Origin of the sequence: Stutzerimonas sp. R40042 (assembly GCF_026642215.1) — a bacterium.
Lineage (GTDB): Bacteria > Pseudomonadota > Gammaproteobacteria > Pseudomonadales > Pseudomonadaceae > Stutzerimonas > Stutzerimonas frequens.
The window spans coordinates 789,499-810,053 of the sequence record NZ_CP113258.1 but is presented as its reverse complement, the minus strand read 5'-3'; the positions used below and the strand labels follow the sequence as shown (position 1 = coordinate 810,053).

The following is a 20,555-nucleotide window of genomic DNA, read 5'->3' as shown; positions in this document are numbered from 1 at the left end:
TCCTCCTCACGGACCTGCGGCAGCCGGCTATCGCCGGTGCCGCACAGGCGGTGCGTGGTTATTCGGTTTCCAGATCGATATCGATACCGAGCGAGCGGATCTCTTTGATCAGCACGTTGAAGGATTCCGGCATGCCGGCCTCCATACGGTGATCGCCGTCCACGATGTTCTTGTACATCTTGGTCCGCCCGTTCACGTCGTCCGACTTGACCGTGAGCATTTCCTGCAGGGTGTACGCGGCGCCGTAGGCTTCCAGCGCCCAGACCTCCATCTCCCCGAAGCGCTGACCACCGAACTGCGCCTTACCACCCAGCGGCTGCTGGGTAACCAGGCTGTACGAACCGGTGGAACGCGCGTGCATCTTGTCGTCGACCAGGTGGTTCAGCTTCAGCATGTACATGTAGCCGACCGTGGTGGTGCGCTCGAACTTGTTGCCGGTACGTCCGTCGAACAGCTGCATCTGACCGCTTTCCGGCAGATCGGCCAGCTTCAGCATGGCCTTGATCTCGCGCTCCTTGGCACCATCGAATACCGGGGTGGCCATGGGAACGCCCTTGCGCAGGTTGTTCGCCAGGTCCAGCACTTCCTGATCGCTCAGGTCGTCCAGGCTTTCCTGGCGACCACCGATCTCGTTGTAGATCTCATGCAGGAACTTGCGCAGCTCGGCGACCTTGCGCTGCTCTTCGAGCATCAGGTTGATCTTCTCGCCCAGGCCCTTGGCCGCGAGGCCCAGGTGGGTTTCGAGGATCTGACCGACGTTCATACGCGACGGTACACCCAGCGGGTTCAGGACGATGTCCACTGGCGTGCCGTTGGCATCGTGCGGCATGTCTTCGACCGGCATGATCACCGAGACCACACCCTTGTTACCGTGACGGCCGGCCATCTTGTCGCCCGGCTGGATGCGGCGCTTGATCGCCAGGTAGACCTTGACGATCTTCAGCACGCCCGGCGCGAGGTCGTCGCCCTGCTGCAGCTTGCGCTTCTTGTCCTCGAACTTGTCGTCGAGCAGCTGGCGGCGATCGGAGAGGTAGGCCTGCGCCTTCTCCAACTGCTCGTTCAGCGCGTCTTCGGCCATGCGCAGCTTGAACCACTGGCCATGCTCGAGCCCATCAAGAATCTCGTCGGTGATCACGACACCTTTCTTCAGGCCGGCGCCGCCCTCGGCAGTCGCACCGACCAACGCCGAGCGCAGGCGCTCGAACGTGGCGCCTTCGACGATACGGAACTCTTCGTTGAGATCCTTGCGGATCTCGTCGAGCTGCATCTTCTCGATGGCCAGCGCACGGGAGTCGCGCTCGACGCCGTCGCGGATGAACACCTGCACATCGATGACGGTGCCCTTGGTGCCGGTCGGCACACGCAGGGAGGTGTCCTTCACGTCGGACGCTTTCTCACCGAAGATCGCGCGCAGCAGTTTCTCTTCCGGCGTCAGCTGGGTTTCGCCCTTCGGCGTCACCTTGCCGACCAGGATGTCGCCCGGACCGACTTCGGCACCGACGTAGACGATACCGGCCTCGTCCAGCTTGTTCAGCGCAGCCTCACCCACGTTCGGGATGTCCGCGGTGATCTCCTCTGGGCCGAGCTTGGTGTCGCGCGACACGCAGGTCAGTTCCTGGATATGGATAGTGGTGAAACGGTCTTCCTGAACCACACGCTCCGAGAGGAGGATGGAGTCCTCGAAGTTGTAGCCGTTCCACGGCATGAACGCGACGCGCATGTTCTGACCCAGTGCCAGCTCGCCCATGTCGGTGGACGGACCGTCGGCCATGATGTCGCCACGCGCCACCACGTCACCCTTGCGCACCAGCGGACGCTGGTTGATGCAGGTGTTCTGGTTGGAGCGGGTGTACTTGGTCAGGTTATAGATGTCGACACCCGCTTCGCCGGTCTCGACCTCATCGTCACGCACGCGCACCACGATACGGCTGGCATCGACCGAGTCGATCACGCCGCCGCGACGAGCGACCACGCAGACGCCTGAGTCGCGTGCCACGTTGCGCTCCATGCCGGTACCTACCAGCGGTTTGTCCGAACGCAGGGTCGGCACGGCCTGACGCTGCATGTTGGAACCCATCAGCGCGCGGTTGGCGTCGTCGTGCTCGAGGAACGGAATCAGCGAGGCAGCGACGGAGACGACCTGCTTCGGCGAAACGTCCATCAGGGTCACGTCTTCCGGAGCCTTGACGGTGAATTCGTTCAGATGACGCACAGCCACCAGCTCGTCGACCAGCTTGCGACCTTCCAGCTTGGCGCTGGCCTGGGCGATCACGTGGTCGGCTTCTTCGATCGCCGAAAGGAACACGATTTCGTCGGTGACTTCGCCGTCCTTGACCACACGGTACGGACTTTCGAGGAAGCCATACTGGTTGGTGCGAGCATAGGCAGCCAGGGAGTTGATCAGACCGATGTTCGGACCTTCAGGGGTTTCGATCGGGCAGACGCGGCCGTAGTGAGTCGGGTGCACGTCACGCACCTCGAAGCCGGCACGCTCACGGGTCAGACCGCCTGGGCCGAGTGCGGAGACGCGGCGCTTGTGGGTGATCTCCGAAAGCGGGTTGTTCTGGTCCATGAACTGCGAGAGCTGGCTGGAACCGAAGAACTCCTTCACCGCCGCCGCAACCGGCTTGGCATTGATCAGGTCCTGCGGCATCAGGCCTTCGCTTTCGGCCATCGACAGACGCTCTTTGACCGCACGCTCGACGCGCACCAGGCCAACGCGGAACTGGTTCTCGGCCATTTCGCCAACACAGCGCACGCGACGGTTACCCAGGTGGTCGATGTCATCGACGATGCCCTTGCCGTTGCGGATGTCGACCAGGGTCTTCAGAACCGCGACGATGTCCTCACGGCTCAGTACGCCGGAGCCCTCGATCTCGGTGCGACCGATACGGCGGTTGAACTTCATCCGGCCGACAGCCGACAGATCGTAGCGCTCAGCAGCGAAGAACAGGTTGTTGAACAGCGTCTCGGCGGCGTCCTTGGTTGGCGGCTCGCCCGGGCGCATCATGCGGTAGATCTCGACCAGCGCTTCGAGCTGATTGGTGGTCGAATCGATCTTCAGCGTGTCGGAAATAAACGGACCGCAATCGATGTCGTTGGTGTACAGCGTCTCGAACCGCACGACCTGCGCCTTGACGATCTTCGCCATGACGTCGACGGTCAGCTCGGTGTTGCACTCGGCGATGATCTCACCAGTGGCAGGATGTACGATCGCCTTGGCGACGGTACGACCCAAAACGTAGTCCATCGGCATCTCGAGCTCTTTGATGCCGGACTTGTCGAGCTGGTTGATATGGCGAGCGGTGATACGACGGCCCTGTTCGACGATGACCTTGCCGCTGTCATCCTTGATGTCGAAGGTCGCGATCTCACCGCGCAGACGCTGCGGCACCAGCTCCAATGCGAGGGTTTCGCCCTTCACATGGAAGATGTTGGTGTCATAGAAGGCGTCCAGGATCTCTTCGGTGCTGTAGTTCAGCGCGCGCAGAAGTACCGACGCGGGCAGCTTGCGGCGACGGTCGATACGGACGAAGACGGCATCCTTCGGATCGAACTCGAAGTCCAGCCAGGAGCCGCGGTAAGGAATGATGCGCGCGGAGTACAGCAGCTTGCCGGAGCTGTGGGTCTTGCCGCGGTCATGATCGAAGAACACGCCCGGCGAACGATGCAGCTGGGAAACGATGACGCGTTCGGTACCGTTGATGATGAAGGTACCGTTCTCGGTCATGAGGGGGATTTCCCCCATGTAGACTTCCTGCTCCTTGATGTCCTTGATGGCCTTGTTCGACGACTCTTTGTCGAAAATGATCAGGCGCACCTTGACGCGCAGCGGAACGGCGAAGGTCACGCCGCGCAGGACACATTCCTTGACATCGAAAGCCGGCTCGCCCAGGCGATAGCCGACGTACTCCAGCGCTGCATTGCCGGAATAGCTGATAATCGGGAAAACGGATTTGAAGGCTGCATGCAAGCCAATGTCGCGGAACTGATCTTTGGTCGCTCCCGCCTGCAGGAATTCGCGATACGAATCCAGCTGGATGGCCAAAAGATACGGCACGTCCATCACGTGCGGTAACTTGCTAAAGTCCTTGCGGATACGTTTTTTCTCAGTGTATGAGTAAGCCATCAGCGTTCCCCAGCTTGGTCACCTGCTTGTTGGCTTCTCCCGACGGGAGCAGCCAGAAAATCTTGCGAACCCCTTGGTTCGCGCCACCTGTAAGTGGCTTCCGCGGAAGAGCCAGAATGGCTGGCTTTCCATAACGGAAAAAGGCCGGTGGCAAGAGCCACCAGCCATCAGCCTGTCGCGAGTCGCTCGGGCTGTAGACGCAAGGTCGTCGCTTACTTGAGCTCGACTTTGGCGCCAGCTTCTTCCAGAGCCTTCTTGGCAGCTTCGGCTTCTTCCTTCGAAACGCCTTCCTTGACCACGCCCGGGGCGCCGTCAACGACAGCCTTGGCTTCTTTCAAGCCCAGACCGGTCAGCTCGCGAACCGCCTTGATCACGTTCACTTTCTTGTCGCCGGCTTCGGCCAGGACGATGGTGAACTCGGTCTGCTCTTCGACAGCAGCGGCAGCCGGGCCAGCAGCAGCAACAGTGGCAGCAGCAGCGGTAACACCGAAGGTTTCTTCCATCGCCTTGATCAGCTCGACGATTTCCATAACGGATTTCTGGCCGATCGCTTCGATGATTTGCTCGTTAGTCAGAGACATGACTATCTATTCCTGTATTGGGGTGACAGCTTACGCAGCCATCAAATTAAACATGTGATTTTGAAAGTGCTTACGCCGCCTCAGGCAGCAGCAGCTTCTTTCTGGTCGCGAATAGCTGCCAGGGTGCGAGCGAGCTTGCTGGTGGCGCCTTGAATAACGCTCATCAGCTGTGCGATGCCCTCTTCGCGGGTCGGCAGGCTTGCCAGCACGTCGATCTGGTTTGCTGCGAGGAACTTGCCCTCGAACGCAGCTGCCTTGATCTCGAACTTGTCCTGACCCTTGGCGAACTCCTTGAAGATACGAGCAGCAGCGCCCGGATGTTCGTTGGAGAACGCAATCAGGGTCGGGCCTTTGAACACGTCGTTGAGCACGTCAAACTGAGTGCCTTCAACAGCGCGCTTGAGCAGGGTGTTACGCACGACTTTCACGTACACACCAGCCGCTCTGGCCTCTTTACGGAGTCCGGTCATTGCGCCGACGGTCACGCCACGGGCATCAGCCACGACAGCGGACAGACCGGCTTTGGCAGCCTCGTTGACTTCAGCGACGATGGCCTTCTTGTCTTCGAGTTTAATTGCCACGGGTTTACTCCTGGTTTTTACCGATACGTCAGGCCGGAGCCCGACGGCGTTTTGGTGTCTGATTCGGTACGAATCGGGAGCACCATCTGCGTAGGCTTAAGAGATCACTCTCCGGGTTTAAGGCTTGCGCCACCTACGGTCTTGGATAGCCCCCGCCAGGCAGGGACCCCAATATTGCAAGCCGCCCCATCATGGAGGCAGCCAGGCTTTACGCTTCCAGCGAAGACTGATCGATGACCAGCCCTGGCCCCATAGTGGTGCTCAGGGTCACACGCTTGACGTAGATACCTTTGGAAGTGGATGGCTTCAGGCGCTTGAGATCCGACAGCAGCGCTTCGACGTTCTGCTTCAGCTGGCCAGCCTCAAAGCCAACCTTACCCACCGAGGTGTGGATAATGCCGTTCTTGTCGGTACGGAAACGCACCTGACCAGCCTTGGCATTCTTGACAGCGGTAGCCACGTCAGGGGTAACGGTGCCAACTTTCGGGTTAGGCATCAGTCCACGCGGACCGAGAATCTGGCCCAGCTGACCAACAACGCGCATGGCATCCGGCGAAGCGATCACCACGTCATAGTTCAGATCACCGCCTTTCATCTCTGCAGCCAGTTCGTCCATGCCGACCCGATCAGCGCCTGCAGCCAGCGCAGCCTCAGCAGCCGGGCCCTGGGTGAAAACTGCGACACGAACAGTCTTACCGGTGCCATTCGGCAGAACGGTTGCACCACGCACGACCTGGTCGGATTTACGCGGATCGACACCGAGATTGATCGCAATGTCGAACGACTCGGTGAACTTGACCGCGGATACCTCAGCCAACAGCTTGGCCGCATCCTCGAACGCGTACTGCTTGCCAGCTTCGATCTTCTCGGCGATAGCCTTCTGGCGCTTGGTCAACTTAGCCATTACACACCCTCCACGTTCAGGCCCATGCTGCGCGCCGAACCTGCGATGGTTCGAACAGCAGCTTCCATTTCAGCAGCGGTAAGATCAGCCTGCTTGGTCTTGGCGATCTCTTCCAGCTGGGCACGAGTGACAGTGCCAACCTTCTGGGTGTTAGGACGAGCCGAGCCACTGGTGATGCCGGCGGCCTTCTTCAGCAGCACAGCTGCCGGAGTGCTCTTGGTTTCAAAAGTAAAACTGCGGTCACTGTATACAGTAATGATCACAGGGGTCGGCAGACCGGGCTCCTGGCCCTGAGTCTTGGCATTGAAAGCCTTGCAGAACTCCATGATATTCACACCATGCTGACCCAGGGCAGGACCAACGGGCGGCGACGGATTAGCCTGACCGGCCTTCACCTGAAGCTTGATGTAAGCTTGAATCTTCTTAGCCATATTTACTCCGTTACGGGTTTTAGCGCCTTACGGCTCCCCTTTGCTCATTTATCCCGATGACGACAAAACCCCGCAGCCTGAAACTGCGGGGTGTGGGATGCTTCGTCCAGTTAAACCTTCTCGACCTGACTGAACTCCAACTCTACCGGCGTAGAGCGACCGAAAATGAGGACCGCGACCTGAATCCGGCTCTTCTCGTAATTGACCTCTTCGACAACGCCATTGAAGTCGGCGAACGGGCCATCAGCTACGCGAACCACTTCACCTGGCTCGAAGAGCGTTTTCGGCTTAGGCTTATCACTACCATCGGCCACGCGACGAAGAATAGCCTCGGCCTCTTTATCCGTGATGGGCGCCGGCTTGTCTGCCGTACCACCAATAAAGCCCATCACACGAGGAGTATCCTTGACGAGGTGCCAAGTACCCTCGTTCATCTCCATCTGGACCAAAACGTAACCCGGGAAGAACTTGCGCTCACTCTTGCGCTTCTGCCCGTTACGCATCTCCACGACCTCTTCGGTCGGAACCAGAATCTCGCCGAACTCATCTTCCATGCCAGCAAGCTTGACGCGCTCGATCAAGGAGCGCATGACGTGCTTCTCGTAACCCGAGTAAGCATGCACAACGTACCAACGCTTAGCCACGAGACACCCTTAGCCAACAACCATGGAGACCAACCAGCCGAGCAGAGAATCGAGCCCCCACAGCAGCAACGCCATCACCAACACCACCACGACAACGATCATCGTGGTCTGGGTAGTTTCCTGACGGGTCGGCCAAACGACCTTGCGAATTTCGCCGCGCGCCTCTTTCAGCAGCACAGCAAACGAGCGCCCTTTTGAGGTCTGGAAGGCGACAAACGCCGCAACAGCACCCACTGCAAGCACCGCAAGGACACGATAAAGAACGGGCTCAGCGGAGTAGTATTGATTACCAACCACGGCAACCACGACCAAAGCAGCCACAACAAACCACTTCACCAGATCGAAGCGCGTGTCATTGGCTTCAGCTTTGATATTCATCTGCTAGAACCTTGTAAAGACTGCCAAATTCGCTATTGAAAATGGCAGGCCAGGAGGGAATCGAACCCCCAACCTGCGGTTTTGGAGACCGCCGCTCTGCCAATTGAGCTACTGGCCTAGAAAGAGTCAGGCCGACTATTATGCCGACCTGCTTCAAACAGATCAATCGTTATTCGACGATCTTGGCAACCACGCCGGCACCAACGGTACGACCACCTTCGCGAATTGCGAAGCGCAGGCCGTCTTCCATGGCGATCGGCTTGATCAGGGTAACAACCATTTTCACGTTGTCGCCCGGCATCACCATCTCAACGCCTTCCGGCAGCTCGCACGAACCGGTCACGTCAGTGGTACGGAAGTAGAACTGCGGACGATAGCCCTTGAAGAACGGGGTGTGACGACCACCTTCTTCCTTGGACAGCACGTACACCTCAGCCTCGAACTTGGTGTGCGGCTTGATGGTGCCCGGCTTGGCCAGTACCTGACCACGCTCGACGTCATCACGCTTGGTGCCACGCAGCAGGACGCCGCAGTTCTCACCAGCACGACCTTCGTCCAGCAGCTTGCGGAACATTTCCACGCCGGTGCAGGTGGTCTTGGTGGTCGGACGCAGACCGACGATCTCGATCTCTTCCTGGACCTTGACGATACCGCGCTCAACACGACCAGTTACAACAGTACCGCGACCGGAGATCGAGAACACGTCTTCGATCGGCATCAGGAACGGCTTGTCGATCGCGCGAACCGGCTCAGGGATGTAGGTATCCAGAGTCTCGACCAGCTTCTTGACCGCAGTGGTGCCCAGCTCGTTGTCGTCTTCACCGTTCAGCGCCATCAGCGCAGAACCGATGATGATCGGAGTGTCGTCACCCGGGAAGTCGTAGGTGGACAGCAGGTCGCGAACTTCCATCTCGACCAGCTCGAGCAGCTCGGCATCGTCGACCATGTCAGCCTTGTTCAGGAACACGACGATGTACGGAACACCTACCTGACGGGACAGCAGGATGTGCTCGCGGGTCTGCGGCATGGGGCCATCAGCAGCCGAGCAAACCAGGATCGCACCGTCCATCTGGGCAGCACCGGTGATCATGTTCTTCACATAGTCAGCGTGACCCGGGCAGTCAACGTGCGCGTAGTGACGGACATTGGAGTCGTACTCTACGTGAGCGGTGTTGATGGTGATACCGCGAGCCTTCTCTTCCGGCGCGCTATCGATCTTGTCGAAGTCGACACGAGCGGAGCCGAAAACCTCGGAGCACACGCGAGTCAGAGCAGCAGTCAGAGTGGTCTTGCCATGGTCGACGTGACCAATGGTGCCGACGTTGACGTGCGGTTTGTTACGTTCGAACTTTTCTTTAGCCATCGAGACCGTCTCCCATCGTTGAATTGAGCTAGTCACGCCACCATTAAAACAAAGGCAGATATTTACATATCTGCCTTTGAGGTTTGGAGCTCATGAGCGGATTTGAACCGCTGACCTCACCCTTACCAAGGGTGTGCTCTACCAACTGAGCTACATGAGCGAAACATATACCGCAAACATCGAAGCTGGAGCGGGTAGCGGGAATCGAACCCGCATCATCAGCTTGGAAGGCTGAGGTTCTACCACTAAACTATACCCGCGAACGCCGAAGCTTACGCTTGAATCTGGTGGAGGGGGAAGGATTCGAACCTTCGAAGTCTATGACGTCAGATTTACAGTCTGATCCCTTTGGCCGCTCGGGAACCCCTCCAAAGTGAGGCGGCATTTTCATCATCCGCCACCAAGCTGTCAAGCATTTTCTCATATAAATCTTGAGCTTAGCTTCATCGACAGCCGCTTCGCGAAGAAACCAATCAACCCTAGCTGCGAAGCGGGCGCCATTCTATGCAAACTATTCGGAAGTTGCAACGCCTGTGCAGGACATCTGCCGATGCTGCAGTTCTGGCATGTCGTTTTTCAAGCCTCGCAAGATGGCATCGTCCAGCTGATTACGACTAGCGACTGCGACGCGCACCCAGTACTTGCGGTGCATACGCGGTAACTCACGAACCAGCGCCGCATAGCCAACCTCGCGCAAACGAGCAACCACCCCTTCTGCAGAGTCTTTTCGCGAGAAGATTCCAAGCGAAATACCATTCGACAGGTCGCCTACCGTAATGATGTAGCTGTCAATATTGCGGCTTTGCAGTTCACGCAACTGGCGTAGCGAGGCCTGCCTGGACGCAAGCGGGGGCAGATAGACCCAGTAATCCACGCCGGTAGCTGCGTCGACCTGCTGAACCTCGGACTGCACATCCAGACTCAGCAGACGCTGCTCTAAAGACTCTGCTTGCTGCTCTTCGTCGAACCCACCAAGGAACAGACATCCATCATCATTGGCCGCTGATGATGAACTGGCTCGCCGCTGGGGTACTGAGGACTCACTGAGCAAAGTGATGTTCTGCTGAAGCCGGCTGTAAGAATCGAGAGGCGCGACCTCTTTAACTCGAACCGGAGCCTCGTATTGGTGCTGAACCCAGAAAAAAACATTCAACAGCACCAAAAGAAGAAATAACCAACGCATGCAACCTTCAACCTTATAGAAGCGTTAGGGGCAAGCGATTGCCAGCCCCCGAAAAACGAGATCCGGTATGCGCTGGACCTGGCCGATATCCTTGATCAGGCCCGCATCACCCCCAGTGGCATAAACGTTGAAGGCCGCTCCAAAACGATCGCCTGCCTGACGAATTTGTGTAGACACAAAACTGTGGAGCATCGATAGACAGCCTCGCTCCACCGCCTCTACGGTGGTTCGCCCGGGCTCTAGAGCGCAGGATGCAGCAGGCGCCTCATCCATGGAGTAACGTATGCGCTGCGTATGAGCATGTAACTGACTCCTAAGCAGGGAAATTCCTGGACAGATAAAACCACCAAGATGGACACCCTGTGCATCCACCAGATCAGCAGTCACCGCCGTCCCCAGATCAAGCACGAGCATGGCGTCACGCTTGAGCTGAAAAGCGCCGACCATAGCCAGCCAGCGATCCATTCCAAGCCGCTCATACTCAAGATAGCCATTGATTACGCCGCCCAACTCTCTAGCAGGGGCAGCGCTCTGAACGTGAACAGACAGAGCGTCGGAGATGCGCGCACAGATCTCCGTGGTCTCTTGGTCGCTGCGTACGCTGACCAACCTAGCTCTCAAGATACGCAAGTGAACCAGACTGCCAAGCTCCCCCAATAAGCCAGCCGCACAGCTCGAGGCTCCCTGCGCCGCAACGACGCCGGAACAAGAGTCCAAGACGCGCCATTTTATCAAGCTGTTACCGCAGTCCAGCTCAAGAATCATTGATCCAACCTCAAGCTTAGTTCCCCGCCGCTGAATGAACGCTCGACACCGTCAATCATCAGTCTGAGCCCACCCTGGTGATCCACTCCCAGCACCGTTCCCGAAAACTCTTGCGTCCCAGTGCTAAGCGTACATCTGCGATGCTGCCAAATATGGCTCGCCTCCCACTCATCTCTCAGGCCGGAGAACCCAGTGCTAGCGTGCTGATCGAGATATGTTTTCAGCTGGCCGGCAAGCGTAAGCGCCAGTTCATTTCGATCAACCATCCCGATCCACTCGTTGAGGGATGTCCAAGGTTGGTCGATCCCCTCGGCTTCATGCATGTTAACGTTGATGCCAATGCCAGCCACTACATGGCATTGATCCGCGGGATCGCCAGTCAGCTCCAACAGAATCCCCGAGATTTTGCGTCCATCCACGTATACGTCGTTTGGCCACTTCAGCCCTGCTTGAGGCAACCCCATTTGGCGCAACGTCTGCATAACAGCCAATCCGACCACAAGACTCATGCCGGACAGCTGTCTAGCACCACCGTGTACCTCTAGCGCCACACTGCAGTACAGGTTCTGCCCAAACGGACTTACCCATTGTCGCCCTCGCCGCCCTCGCCCTGCAGACTGAGCTTCTGCAAGCACAAGCAGCGGGGCCTGACCGGAGGCTAGAAGCCTCAGAGCTACCGCGTTCGTAGAGTCGATCGTGTCAAACAGGTGTAAGGCCCAGCCCATAGCTCTCATCCGCGGGACGAGCTTATCTTCATCGAGCAAAGACAAAGGTTCGGCCAGACGGTAACCCCGGCCGGGAACCTTATAAAGGAGGAGCGCCGTTTCACTTTGAACGCGCTGGAGGTGCTTCCAGACAGCGCTACGACTTACACCCAAAGCCTCGCCCAGCTCCCGCCCAGAATGGAACCGTCCATCTTGGAGCAACTTCAACAGCTTATTCATGCCACCCCCGTAAACGAGGCCCGAATAATAGCGACACAAGGAATGCCTGCCTACAAAGCTTTCATCAGCGCAAAAGCAAACCCCCGGCCCGCGTATGCGGGTCGGGGGTTTGGGATAGGAGCTTGACGATGACCTACTCTCACATGGGGAGACCCCACACTACCATCGGCGATGCGTCGTTTCACTGCTGAGTTCGGGATGGGATCAGGTGGTTCCAACGCTCTATGGTCGTCAAGCAATTCGGTTGCTGCCTCGGGGTTTAGCCGCTGCAGCGAATTGGGTATGTGATCGAATCGGTATTGCGTGTTCGTGCAGATTTTCGGTCTGTATGTCGACTTACCGTCTAACAGCCAAATTGTTTGGGTGTTATATGGTCAAGCCTCACGGGCAATTAGTATTGGTTAGCTCAACGCCTCACAGCGCTTACACACCCAACCTATCAACGTCGTAGTCTTCGACGGCCCTTCAGGGGGCTCAAGGCTCCAGTGAGATCTCATCTTGAGGCAAGTTTCCCGCTTAGATGCTTTCAGCGGTTATCTCTTCCGAACATAGCTACCCGGCAATGCCACTGGCGTGACAACCGGAACACCAGAGGTTCGTCCACTCCGGTCCTCTCGTACTAGGAGCAGCCCCTCTCAAATCTCAAACGTCCACGGCAGATAGGGACCGAACTGTCTCACGACGTTCTAAACCCAGCTCGCGTACCACTTTAAATGGCGAACAGCCATACCCTTGGGACCGGCTTCAGCCCCAGGATGTGATGAGCCGACATCGAGGTGCCAAACACCGCCGTCGATATGAACTCTTGGGCGGTATCAGCCTGTTATCCCCGGAGTACCTTTTATCCGTTGAGCGATGGCCCTTCCATACAGAACCACCGGATCACTAAGACCTACTTTCGTACCTGCTCGACGTGTCTGTCTCGCAGTCAAGCGCGCTTTTGCCTTTATACTCTGCGACCGATTTCCGACCGGTCTGAGCGCACCTTCGTACTCCTCCGTTACTCTTTAGGAGGAGACCGCCCCAGTCAAACTACCCACCATACACTGTCCTCGATCCGGATAACGGACCAGAGTTAGAACCTCAAGGTTGCCAGGGTGGTATTTCAAGGATGGCTCCACGCGAACTGGCGTCCACGCTTCAAAGCCTCCCACCTATCCTACACAAGCAAGCTCAAAGTCCAGTGCAAAGCTATAGTAAAGGTTCACGGGGTCTTTCCGTCTAGCCGCGGATACACTGCATCTTCACAGCGATTTCAATTTCACTGAGTCTCGGGTGGAGACAGCGCCGCCATCGTTACGCCATTCGTGCAGGTCGGAACTTACCCGACAAGGAATTTCGCTACCTTAGGACCGTTATAGTTACGGCCGCCGTTTACCGGGGCTTCGATCAAGAGCTTCGCTTGCGCTAACCCCATCAATTAACCTTCCGGCACCGGGCAGGCGTCACACCCTATACGTCCACTTTCGTGTTTGCAGAGTGCTGTGTTTTTAATAAACAGTCGCAGCGGCCTGGTATCTTCGACCGGCATGGGCTTACTGAGCAAGTCATTCACCCTCACCGGCGCACCTTCTCCCGAAGTTACGGTGCCATTTTGCCTAGTTCCTTCACCCGAGTTCTCTCAAGCGCCTTGGTATTCTCTACCCAACCACCTGTGTCGGTTTGGGGTACGGTTCCTAGTTACCTGAAGCTTAGAGGCTTTTCCTGGAAGCATGGCATCAACCACTTCGCTTTCTAAAAGAAAGCTCGTCATCAGCTCTCGGCATTAAGATCCCGGATTTACCTAAGATCTCTGCCTACCACCTTAAACAAGGACAACCAACGCCTTGCTGGCCTAGCCTTCTCCGTCCCCCCATCGCAGTAACTAGAAGTACGGGAATATTAACCCGTTTCCCATCGACTACGCTCTTCAGCCTCGCCTTAGGGACCGACTCACCCTGCGTCGATTAACGTTGCGCAGGAACCCTTGGTCTTTCGGCGTGCGAGTTTTTCACTCGCATTGTCGTTACTCATGTCAGCATTCGCACTTCTGATACCTCCAGCGAGCTTCTCAACTCACCTTCACAGGCTTACAGAACGCTCCTCTACCGCTCATCTTGCGATGAACCCGTAGCTTCGGTACCTGGTTTGAGCCCCGTTACATCTTCCGCGCAGGCCGACTCGACTAGTGAGCTATTACGCTTTCTTTAAAGGATGGCTGCTTCTAAGCCAACCTCCTAGCTGTCTAAGCCTTCCCACATCGTTTCCCACTTAACCAGGATTTTGGGACCTTAGCTGACGGTCTGGGTTGTTTCCCTTTTCACGACGGACGTTAGCACCCGCCGTGTGTCTCCCGTGCTGACACTTGCTGGTATTCGGAGTTTGCATCGGTTTGGTAAGTCGGGATGACCCCCTAGCCGAAACAGTGCTCTACCCCCAGCAGTGATACACGAGGCGCTACCTAAATAGCTTTCGAGGAGAACCAGCTATCTCCGAGCTTGATTAGCCTTTCACTCCGATCCACAGGTCATCCGCTAACTTTTCAACGGTAGTCGGTTCGGTCCTCCAGTCAGTGTTACCTAACCTTCAACCTGCCCATGGATAGATCGCCCGGTTTCGGGTCTATTCCCAGCGACTAGACGCCCTATTAAGACTCGCTTTCGCTACGCCTCCCCTATTCGGTTAAGCTCGCCACTGAAAATAAGTCGCTGACCCATTATACAAAAGGTACGCAGTCACCTAACAAAGTAGGCTCCCACTGCTTGTACGCATACGGTTTCAGGTTCTATTTCACTCCCCTCTCCGGGGTTCTTTTCGCCTTTCCCTCACGGTACTGGTTCACTATCGGTCAGTCAGTAGTATTTAGCCTTGGAGGATGGTCCCCCCATGTTCAGACAAAGTTTCTCGTGCTCCGTCCTACTCGATTTCACTTCTAAGATCCTTTCGCGTACAGGGCTATCACCCACTATGGCCGCACTTTCCAGAGCGTTCCGCTAAAATCAAAGAAGCTTAAGGGCTAGTCCCCGTTCGCTCGCCACTACTAAGGGAATCTCGGTTGATTTCTTTTCCTCAGGGTACTTAGATGTTTCAGTTCCCCTGGTTCGCCTCACACACCTATGTATTCAGTGTGTGATAACCATCTTATGATGGCTGGGTTCCCCCATTCAGAGATCTCCGGATCAAAGTCTGTTTGCCGACTCCCCGAAGCTTTTCGCAGGCTACCACGTCTTTCATCGCCTCTGACTGCCAAGGCATCCACCGTATGCGCTTCTTCACTTGACCATATAACCCCAAGCAATCTGGTTACTGTCTATAACGTGAAGACGACATTCGCCGAAAATTTGCATAGAGAACACGCAAATTTTACCTTGACGCGACATGCTGCCAGTGAAAGCAACACATCGGTCTACTTCTATCACATACCCAAATTTTTAAAGAACAGTTCTGGCGCAAAGTCCAGAAATCAATGCTCAACCCAGGCGATCAACAACCGTCCTGGTAAACACTCATTTCTGAGCTTTCGGCGACTAGAGTTAATGGTGGAGCCAAGCGGGATCGAACCGCTGACCTCCTGCGTGCAAAGCAGGCGCTCTCCCAGCTGAGCTATGGCCCCTTCGATTGGTGGGTCTGGGCAGATTCGAACTGCCGACCTCACCCTTATCAGGGGTGCGCTCTAACCAACTGAGCTACAGACCCAATCGTTACTCTCGGGTCTAAACCCAATCGCCTTTCGCAAGTGAATCAAGCAATTCGTGTGGGAGCTTATGACGAAGCCGGTGTCTTCGATTAAGGAGGTGATCCAGCCGCAGGTTCCCCTACGGCTACCTTGTTACGACTTCACCCCAGTCATGAATCACTCCGTGGTAACCGTCCCCCCGAAGGTTAGACTAGCTACTTCTGGAGCAACCCACTCCCATGGTGTGACGGGCGGTGTGTACAAGGCCCGGGAACGTATTCACCGTGACATTCTGATTCACGATTACTAGCGATTCCGACTTCACGCAGTCGAGTTGCAGACTGCGATCCGGACTACGATCGGTTTTATGGGATTAGCTCCACCTCGCGGCTTGGCAACCCTTTGTACCGACCATTGTAGCACGTGTGTAGCCCAGGCCGTAAGGGCCATGATGACTTGACGTCATCCCCACCTTCCTCCGGTTTGTCACCGGCAGTCTCCTTAGAGTGCCCACCTTAACGTGCTGGTAACTAAGGACAAGGGTTGCGCTCGTTACGGGACTTAACCCAACATCTCACGACACGAGCTGACGACAGCCATGCAGCACCTGTGTCAGAGTTCCCGAAGGCACCAATCCATCTCTGGAAAGTTCTCTGCATGTCAAGGCCTGGTAAGGTTCTTCGCGTTGCTTCGAATTAAACCACATGCTCCACCGCTTGTGCGGGCCCCCGTCAATTCATTTGAGTTTTAACCTTGCGGCCGTACTCCCCAGGCGGTCGACTTAATGCGTTAGCTGCGCCACTAAGATCTCAAGGATCCCAACGGCTAGTCGACATCGTTTACGGCGTGGACTACCAGGGTATCTAATCCTGTTTGCTCCCCACGCTTTCGCACCTCAGTGTCAGTATTAGCCCAGGTGGTCGCCTTCGCCACTGGTGTTCCTTCCTATATCTACGCATTTCACCGCTACACAGGAAATTCCACCACCCTCTGCCATACTCTAGCTCGCCAGTTTTGGATGCAGTTCCCAGGTTGAGCCCGGGGCTTTCACATCCAACTTAACGAACCACCTACGCGCGCTTTACGCCCAGTAATTCCGATTAACGCTTGCACCCTTCGTATTACCGCGGCTGCTGGCACGAAGTTAGCCGGTGCTTATTCTGTCGGTAACGTCAAAACAGCAAGGTATTAACTTACTGCCCTTCCTCCCAACTTAAAGTGCTTTACAATCCGAAGACCTTCTTCACACACGCGGCATGGCTGGATCAGGCTTTCGCCCATTGTCCAATATTCCCCACTGCTGCCTCCCGTAGGAGTCTGGACCGTGTCTCAGTTCCAGTGTGACTGATCATCCTCTCAGACCAGTTACGGATCGTCGCCTTGGTGAGCCTTTACCTCACCAACTAGCTAATCCGACCTAGGCTCATCTGATAGCGTGAGGTCCGAAGATCCCCCACTTTCTCCCGTAGGACGTATGCGGTATTAGCGTTCCTTTCGAAACGTTGTCCCCCACTACCAGGCAGATTCCTAGGCATTACTCACCCGTCCGCCGCTGAATCATGGAGCAAGCTCCAATCATCCGCTCGACTTGCATGTGTTAGGCCTGCCGCCAGCGTTCAATCTGAGCCATGATCAAACTCTTCAGTTCAATACTGCTTGGGTTTTGAGAAAACCCTAAACTTGGCTCAGCAATCGCAAATCTCTTTACTAGAAAGAGTAACTCTCGAATAAACGAGTGTTGCTTTGTGATGCTGATAATCTTGCGACTACCAGTCTTACATTCACAAGCACCCACACGAATTGCTTGATTCAGTTGTTAAAGAGCGTTTCGATCAAGCCTTTCGTCTCAACCGAGGCCGCGCATTCTACAGCAGCCTTTCTTACTGTCAAGCTGTTTTTCGAAAATTTCTTTTCTACTCAACCGCTTGCCGCCTCGATCAATCTGCATCTCTCGTCAGCGGGAGGCGAATCATACAGCGATCAAAACCGCTGTCAACCACCTCTTTCAACCGCTTTCGATCGACCCGACCGAAGTCGCCAACAGGACTCAACCACCACCCTGTCAGCGCGGCGCATTCTACTCGAATCCGCCACCGACGCAACCCCTTTATTTAGCTAACCTTTTGATTTACAAGAGGTTTTGCTTGAGGACTGCGCCGGAAGTGGTGCGCATTATAGGGGCCTGAAAACGGGCGTCAACCGTTTATTTCGTTTTATTCGGACTTGAGCGAAACACGAGCAAAGGACTTCTTTCCAGCCTGGCAGACATGCGCCACTCCACGCCTGAACATGAAGTCACGATCCACGACCTGCCCGTCGACGCGCACGCCACCAGAGCCGAGCAGATCGCGCGCCATGGCGGCGTTCTTAACAAGCCCAGCCTTATTAAGAACAGCGGCAATCGGCATGTCTATCTCCGAAACCAACTCAATCTCGGGCAAGTCCTCTGGCAGCTCGCCATCCTTCATTCTATTACCTGCCGAGCGATGAGCCGTCGCAGCCGCTTCGTCGCCATGAAAACGCGCCACAATCTCTTCCGCCAGCTTGATCTTGATGTCGCGCGGATTGGCTCCACGCTCAACGTCAGAGCGGAACTCGGCGATCTCCTCCTCCGAGCGGAAGCTAAGCAATTCGAAATACCGCCACATGAGCGAATCAGGAATCGACACTAGCTTGCTATACATCACACCGGGAGCCTCCTGGATCCCAACGTAATTCCCGAGCGATTTGGACATCTTCTTGACGCCATCCAAACCTTCCAACAGCGGCATAGTCACTACACACTGGGATGGCTGCCCGTACGCCCGCTGCAGCTCACGCCCCATGAGCAGGTTAAATTTCTGGTCTGTCCCGCCGAGCTCGATATCAGCTTTGAGCGCGACTGAGTCATAGCCCTGAACCAGCGGATAGAGAAACTCGTGGATGGCAATCGGCTGATTGGTCGAGTACCGCTTGCTGAAGTCGTCGCGCTCGAGCATGCGCGCGACGGTGTACTGGGAAGCCAGGCGTATGAAGTCCGCAGGTGACAGCTTATCCATCCACGTGGAGTTGAAAGCCACTTCTGTTCTTGCTGGATCCAGAATCTTGAAGACTTGAGCCTTATAGGTCTCGGCATTCTCCAGCACCTGGTCGCGCGTCAGCGGCGGCCTCGTGGCACTTTTGCCACTTGGGTCACCAATCATCCCGGTGAAATCACCTATAAGGAAGACTACCTGATGCCCCAGGTCTTGGAGCTGACGCATCTTGTTGATCAGTACCGTGTGACCGAGGTGAAGATCGGGAGCCGTCGGATCGAATCCAGCCTTGACGCGTAGCGGCTCGCCTCGCTCGAGCTTAGCGATCAGCTCAGACTCGACGAGCACCTCATCAGCGCCTCTCTTGATCACCGATAGCTGCTCTTGAACCGACTTCATGGCAATGCCCCGTACCATTTATTAAAGGGCGACAACCTTACAATATCGCAGGCCGTTTACAAACCACGGACCCAGACCGACCGGCAGGTCACCCGCCGCAAGGGTTGCTTCATCATGGCTTTGCTTATATTTTAGACAGTTATTTCCCGTTCAAAATGCCAGACGCCGAATGATGCCTTCCAAATCGAAAGCTCCTAACTACCCCAAGAGCCATCTTCTGGCTGCCAGTGGTGTAGCTGCGTTGTTGAGCCTGGCTCTGCTCGTGTTCCCTTCACGCGAGGTAGAAGCGAAGAAGACCTTCATCGACCTGAAACTGGAATCTTCTTTAGAACATTCCATCGGGGAGCAAGAAACGAATCTCCCGAACACGGACCATTCCCCTTTCGCACAAACACCGGCGCAAGGGTCGTCACACGAATCCAAGCAAGGCGGCGAGCCAGGCGAACTGAACGCCCAAGTCGTTGAACCCCTAGTGGATCCTCTCGAAAAAACCGTCGTGGTAGCCAATGGGGATACGCTATCGACGGTATTCGCCAAAGTTGGTCTATCGCCGGCAGCTATGCATGCCGTGCTCTCAAGCAGCCAGGAAGCCAAGCAGTTTTCACGACTGAGAATCGGCCAGACGCTTGAGTTCAAGCTGACGGAGCAAGGCGACCTTGCGAGCCTGCGAAGCAAGCTCAACAGCCTGGAGACCCTTGCTCTAGAGAAACGTGCCGACGGGTATGCCTTCAAGAAGGAGCAGATAAAGCCTGAAGTCGGTACGGTCTATGCTCGCGGCGAGATTGATAGCAGCCTGTTCCTAGCGGCGAGGCGTGCCGGTCTGAGTCACAATTTGACCATGGACCTGGCCAACGTGTTCGGCTACGACATCGACTTCGCACTCGACATTCGCAAGGGCGACAGTTTCGAAGTACTTTACGAAGAGAAAACCGTGGACGGTGAACGCGTCGGAACGGGCAATATTCTTGCCGCGCGCTTCACCAACCGAGGCAAAACCTACTCGGCGGTCCGTTACACCAACAAGGATGGCGCGACCAGTTATTACAATGCTGACGGGACCAGCATGCGAAAGGCGTTCATTCGAACTCCGGTCGACTTCGCCAGGATCAGCTCCCGATTCTCCAATGGCCGCAAGCATCCGATTCTGAACAAAATCCGCGCCCACAAAGGCGTCGATTACGCCGCACCACGCGGAACCCCGATCAAGAGCGCCGGCGATGGCAAGGTACTGCTTGCCGGACGCAAAGGGGGATACGGAAACACGGTGATCATTCAGCACGGCCAACGCTATCGTACGCTCTACGCTCACATGCAAGGATTCGCCAAGGGCGTGCGCAATGGATCAAGTGTCAAGCAGGGGCAGATCATCGGCTACATCGGCACCACCGGTCTTTCTACCGGTCCGCACCTGCATTACGAGTTTCAGGTAGACGGCGTCCATGTAGATCCGCTGGGCCTGAAGCTGCCCATGGCTGACCCGATCGCCAAGAATGAGAAGCAGCGTTTCATGCAGCTGAGCCAGCCACTCATGGCTCGCATGGACGAAGAGAAGGCAACCATGCTGGCCCTTAACCAGGAGTAAAC

The 20,555-nt window shown here is 56.2% G+C and carries 13 protein-coding genes, 6 tRNA genes and 3 rRNA genes; 1 reads left to right on the top strand and 21 read right to left on the bottom strand.

What is annotated here, in order from left to right; genetic code table 11:
- Positions 1–58 precede the first annotated feature (58 nt).
- From rpoB to tyrS, 21 genes are all read right to left on the bottom strand, one after another.
- The gene (rpoB, locus tag OUY36_RS03680) at positions 59–4,129 is read right to left on the bottom strand and encodes a DNA-directed RNA polymerase subunit beta (protein ID WP_161612701.1); all 4,071 of its coding nucleotides are present in this window, start codon (positions 4,127–4,129) and stop codon (positions 59–61) included.
- 212 nt (positions 4,130–4,341) lie between these two features.
- Entirely contained in the window at positions 4,342–4,710 is a 369-nt protein-coding gene (gene rplL / locus OUY36_RS03675; protein ID WP_063544045.1) for a 50S ribosomal protein L7/L12, read from the bottom strand.
- Between the two features lie 80 nt (positions 4,711–4,790).
- Positions 4,791–5,291 (bottom strand): 50S ribosomal protein L10, encoded by a 501-nt coding sequence (rplJ, locus tag OUY36_RS03670; RefSeq protein ID WP_011911979.1) that lies wholly within the window; start codon positions 5,289–5,291, stop codon positions 4,791–4,793.
- Positions 5,292–5,499: 208 nt separating this feature from the next.
- Entirely contained in the window at positions 5,500–6,195 is a 696-nt protein-coding gene (gene rplA / locus OUY36_RS03665; protein WP_063544043.1) for a 50S ribosomal protein L1, read from the bottom strand.
- Positions 6,195–6,626 (bottom strand): 50S ribosomal protein L11, encoded by a 432-nt coding sequence (rplK, locus tag OUY36_RS03660; protein WP_063544041.1) that lies wholly within the window; start codon positions 6,624–6,626, stop codon positions 6,195–6,197. Before rplK ends, rplA begins: the two co-directional genes overlap by 1 nt.
- A 110-nt stretch (positions 6,627–6,736) precedes the next feature.
- On the bottom strand, positions 6,737–7,270 hold the full coding sequence (gene nusG, locus OUY36_RS03655; RefSeq protein ID WP_011911976.1) for a transcription termination/antitermination protein NusG: 534 nt from the start codon (positions 7,268–7,270) through the stop codon (positions 6,737–6,739).
- Positions 7,271–7,279: 9 nt separating this feature from the next.
- Positions 7,280–7,648, bottom strand: coding sequence for a preprotein translocase subunit SecE (gene secE, locus OUY36_RS03650; RefSeq protein WP_152480820.1), 369 nt, complete (start codon positions 7,646–7,648; stop codon positions 7,280–7,282).
- Positions 7,649–7,690: 42 nt separating this feature from the next.
- Positions 7,691–7,766, bottom strand: a tRNA-Trp gene (locus OUY36_RS03645).
- A 51-nt stretch (positions 7,767–7,817) separates the two neighbouring features.
- Complete coding sequence (gene tuf, locus OUY36_RS03640; RefSeq protein ID WP_063544037.1) at positions 7,818–9,011, bottom strand: elongation factor Tu; 1,194 nt, start codon at positions 9,009–9,011, stop codon at positions 7,818–7,820.
- Positions 9,012–9,095: 84 nt separating this feature from the next.
- Positions 9,096–9,171, bottom strand: a tRNA-Thr gene (locus OUY36_RS03635).
- 26 nt (positions 9,172–9,197) lie between these two features.
- Positions 9,198–9,271, bottom strand: a tRNA-Gly gene (locus OUY36_RS03630).
- 25 nt (positions 9,272–9,296) lie between these two features.
- A tRNA-Tyr gene (locus OUY36_RS03625) sits at positions 9,297–9,381 on the bottom strand.
- A gap of 141 nt (positions 9,382–9,522) precedes the next feature.
- Positions 9,523–10,194, bottom strand: a complete 672-nt coding sequence (locus OUY36_RS03620; RefSeq protein ID WP_063544035.1) for an SPOR domain-containing protein — start codon at positions 10,192–10,194, stop codon at positions 9,523–9,525.
- 24 nt (positions 10,195–10,218) lie between these two features.
- Positions 10,219–10,959 carry a pantothenate kinase gene (locus OUY36_RS03615; protein WP_063544033.1) on the bottom strand — a complete coding sequence of 247 codons (741 nt, stop codon included), beginning with the start codon at positions 10,957–10,959 and terminating at the stop codon, positions 10,219–10,221.
- Positions 10,956–11,903, bottom strand: a complete 948-nt coding sequence (gene birA / locus OUY36_RS03610) for a bifunctional biotin--[acetyl-CoA-carboxylase] ligase/biotin operon repressor BirA (protein WP_063544031.1) — start codon at positions 11,901–11,903, stop codon at positions 10,956–10,958. The genes OUY36_RS03615 and birA overlap by 4 nt, the downstream gene beginning before the upstream one ends.
- Before the next feature lie 120 nt (positions 11,904–12,023).
- Positions 12,024–12,139: ribosomal RNA gene (rrf, locus tag OUY36_RS03605) — 5S ribosomal RNA — on the bottom strand.
- Positions 12,140–12,273: 134 nt separating this feature from the next.
- A 23S ribosomal RNA gene (locus OUY36_RS03600) occupies positions 12,274–15,164 on the bottom strand.
- A 255-nt stretch (positions 15,165–15,419) separates the two neighbouring features.
- Positions 15,420–15,495 (bottom strand) — tRNA-Ala (locus tag OUY36_RS03595).
- Between the two features lie 6 nt (positions 15,496–15,501).
- Positions 15,502–15,578: transfer RNA gene (locus tag OUY36_RS03590), tRNA-Ile, on the bottom strand.
- Between the two features lie 91 nt (positions 15,579–15,669).
- Positions 15,670–17,206, bottom strand: a 16S ribosomal RNA gene (locus OUY36_RS03585).
- Together the 16S, 23S and 5S rRNA genes with 2 tRNA genes alongside form the textbook arrangement of a ribosomal RNA operon.
- Positions 17,207–17,771: 565 nt before the next feature.
- A complete protein-coding gene (gene tyrS / locus OUY36_RS03580; protein WP_063539682.1) occupies positions 17,772–18,971 on the bottom strand; it encodes a tyrosine--tRNA ligase in 1,200 nt (399 codons plus the stop codon).
- A 169-nt stretch (positions 18,972–19,140) separates the two neighbouring features.
- Here tyrS and OUY36_RS03575 point away from each other — a divergent pair, with 169 nt between their 5' ends.
- Entirely contained in the window at positions 19,141–20,553 is a 1,413-nt protein-coding gene (locus OUY36_RS03575) for a peptidoglycan DD-metalloendopeptidase family protein (protein WP_081253718.1), read from the top strand.
- The last annotated feature ends 2 nt before the right edge of the window (positions 20,554–20,555 follow it).

Excerpts from the sequence above, each read along its gene's own strand:
- rpoB (WP_161612701.1), bottom strand. The coding sequence starts at position 4,129 with ATGGCTTACTCATACACTGAGAAAAAACGTATCCGCAAGGACTTTAGC.
- rplK (WP_063544041.1), bottom strand. The coding sequence starts at position 6,626 with ATGGCTAAGAAGATTCAAGCTTACATCAAGCTTCAGGTGAAGGCCGGT.
- rplL (WP_063544045.1), bottom strand. The coding sequence starts at position 4,710 with ATGTCTCTGACTAACGAGCAAATCATCGAAGCGATCGGCCAGAAATCC.
- birA (WP_063544031.1), bottom strand. The coding sequence starts at position 11,903 with ATGAATAAGCTGTTGAAGTTGCTCCAAGATGGACGGTTCCATTCTGGG.
- secE (WP_152480820.1), bottom strand. The coding sequence starts at position 7,648 with ATGAATATCAAAGCTGAAGCCAATGACACGCGCTTCGATCTGGTGAAG.
- tuf (WP_063544037.1), bottom strand. The coding sequence starts at position 9,011 with ATGGCTAAAGAAAAGTTCGAACGTAACAAACCGCACGTCAACGTCGGC.
- rplA (WP_063544043.1), bottom strand. The coding sequence starts at position 6,195 with ATGGCTAAGTTGACCAAGCGCCAGAAGGCTATCGCCGAGAAGATCGAA.
- OUY36_RS03615 (WP_063544033.1), bottom strand. The coding sequence starts at position 10,959 with ATGATTCTTGAGCTGGACTGCGGTAACAGCTTGATAAAATGGCGCGTC.
- OUY36_RS03620 (WP_063544035.1), bottom strand. The coding sequence starts at position 10,194 with ATGCGTTGGTTATTTCTTCTTTTGGTGCTGTTGAATGTTTTTTTCTGG.
- tyrS (WP_063539682.1), bottom strand. The coding sequence starts at position 18,971 with ATGAAGTCGGTTCAAGAGCAGCTATCGGTGATCAAGAGAGGCGCTGAT.
- OUY36_RS03575 (WP_081253718.1), top strand. The coding sequence starts at position 19,141 with ATGATGCCTTCCAAATCGAAAGCTCCTAACTACCCCAAGAGCCATCTT.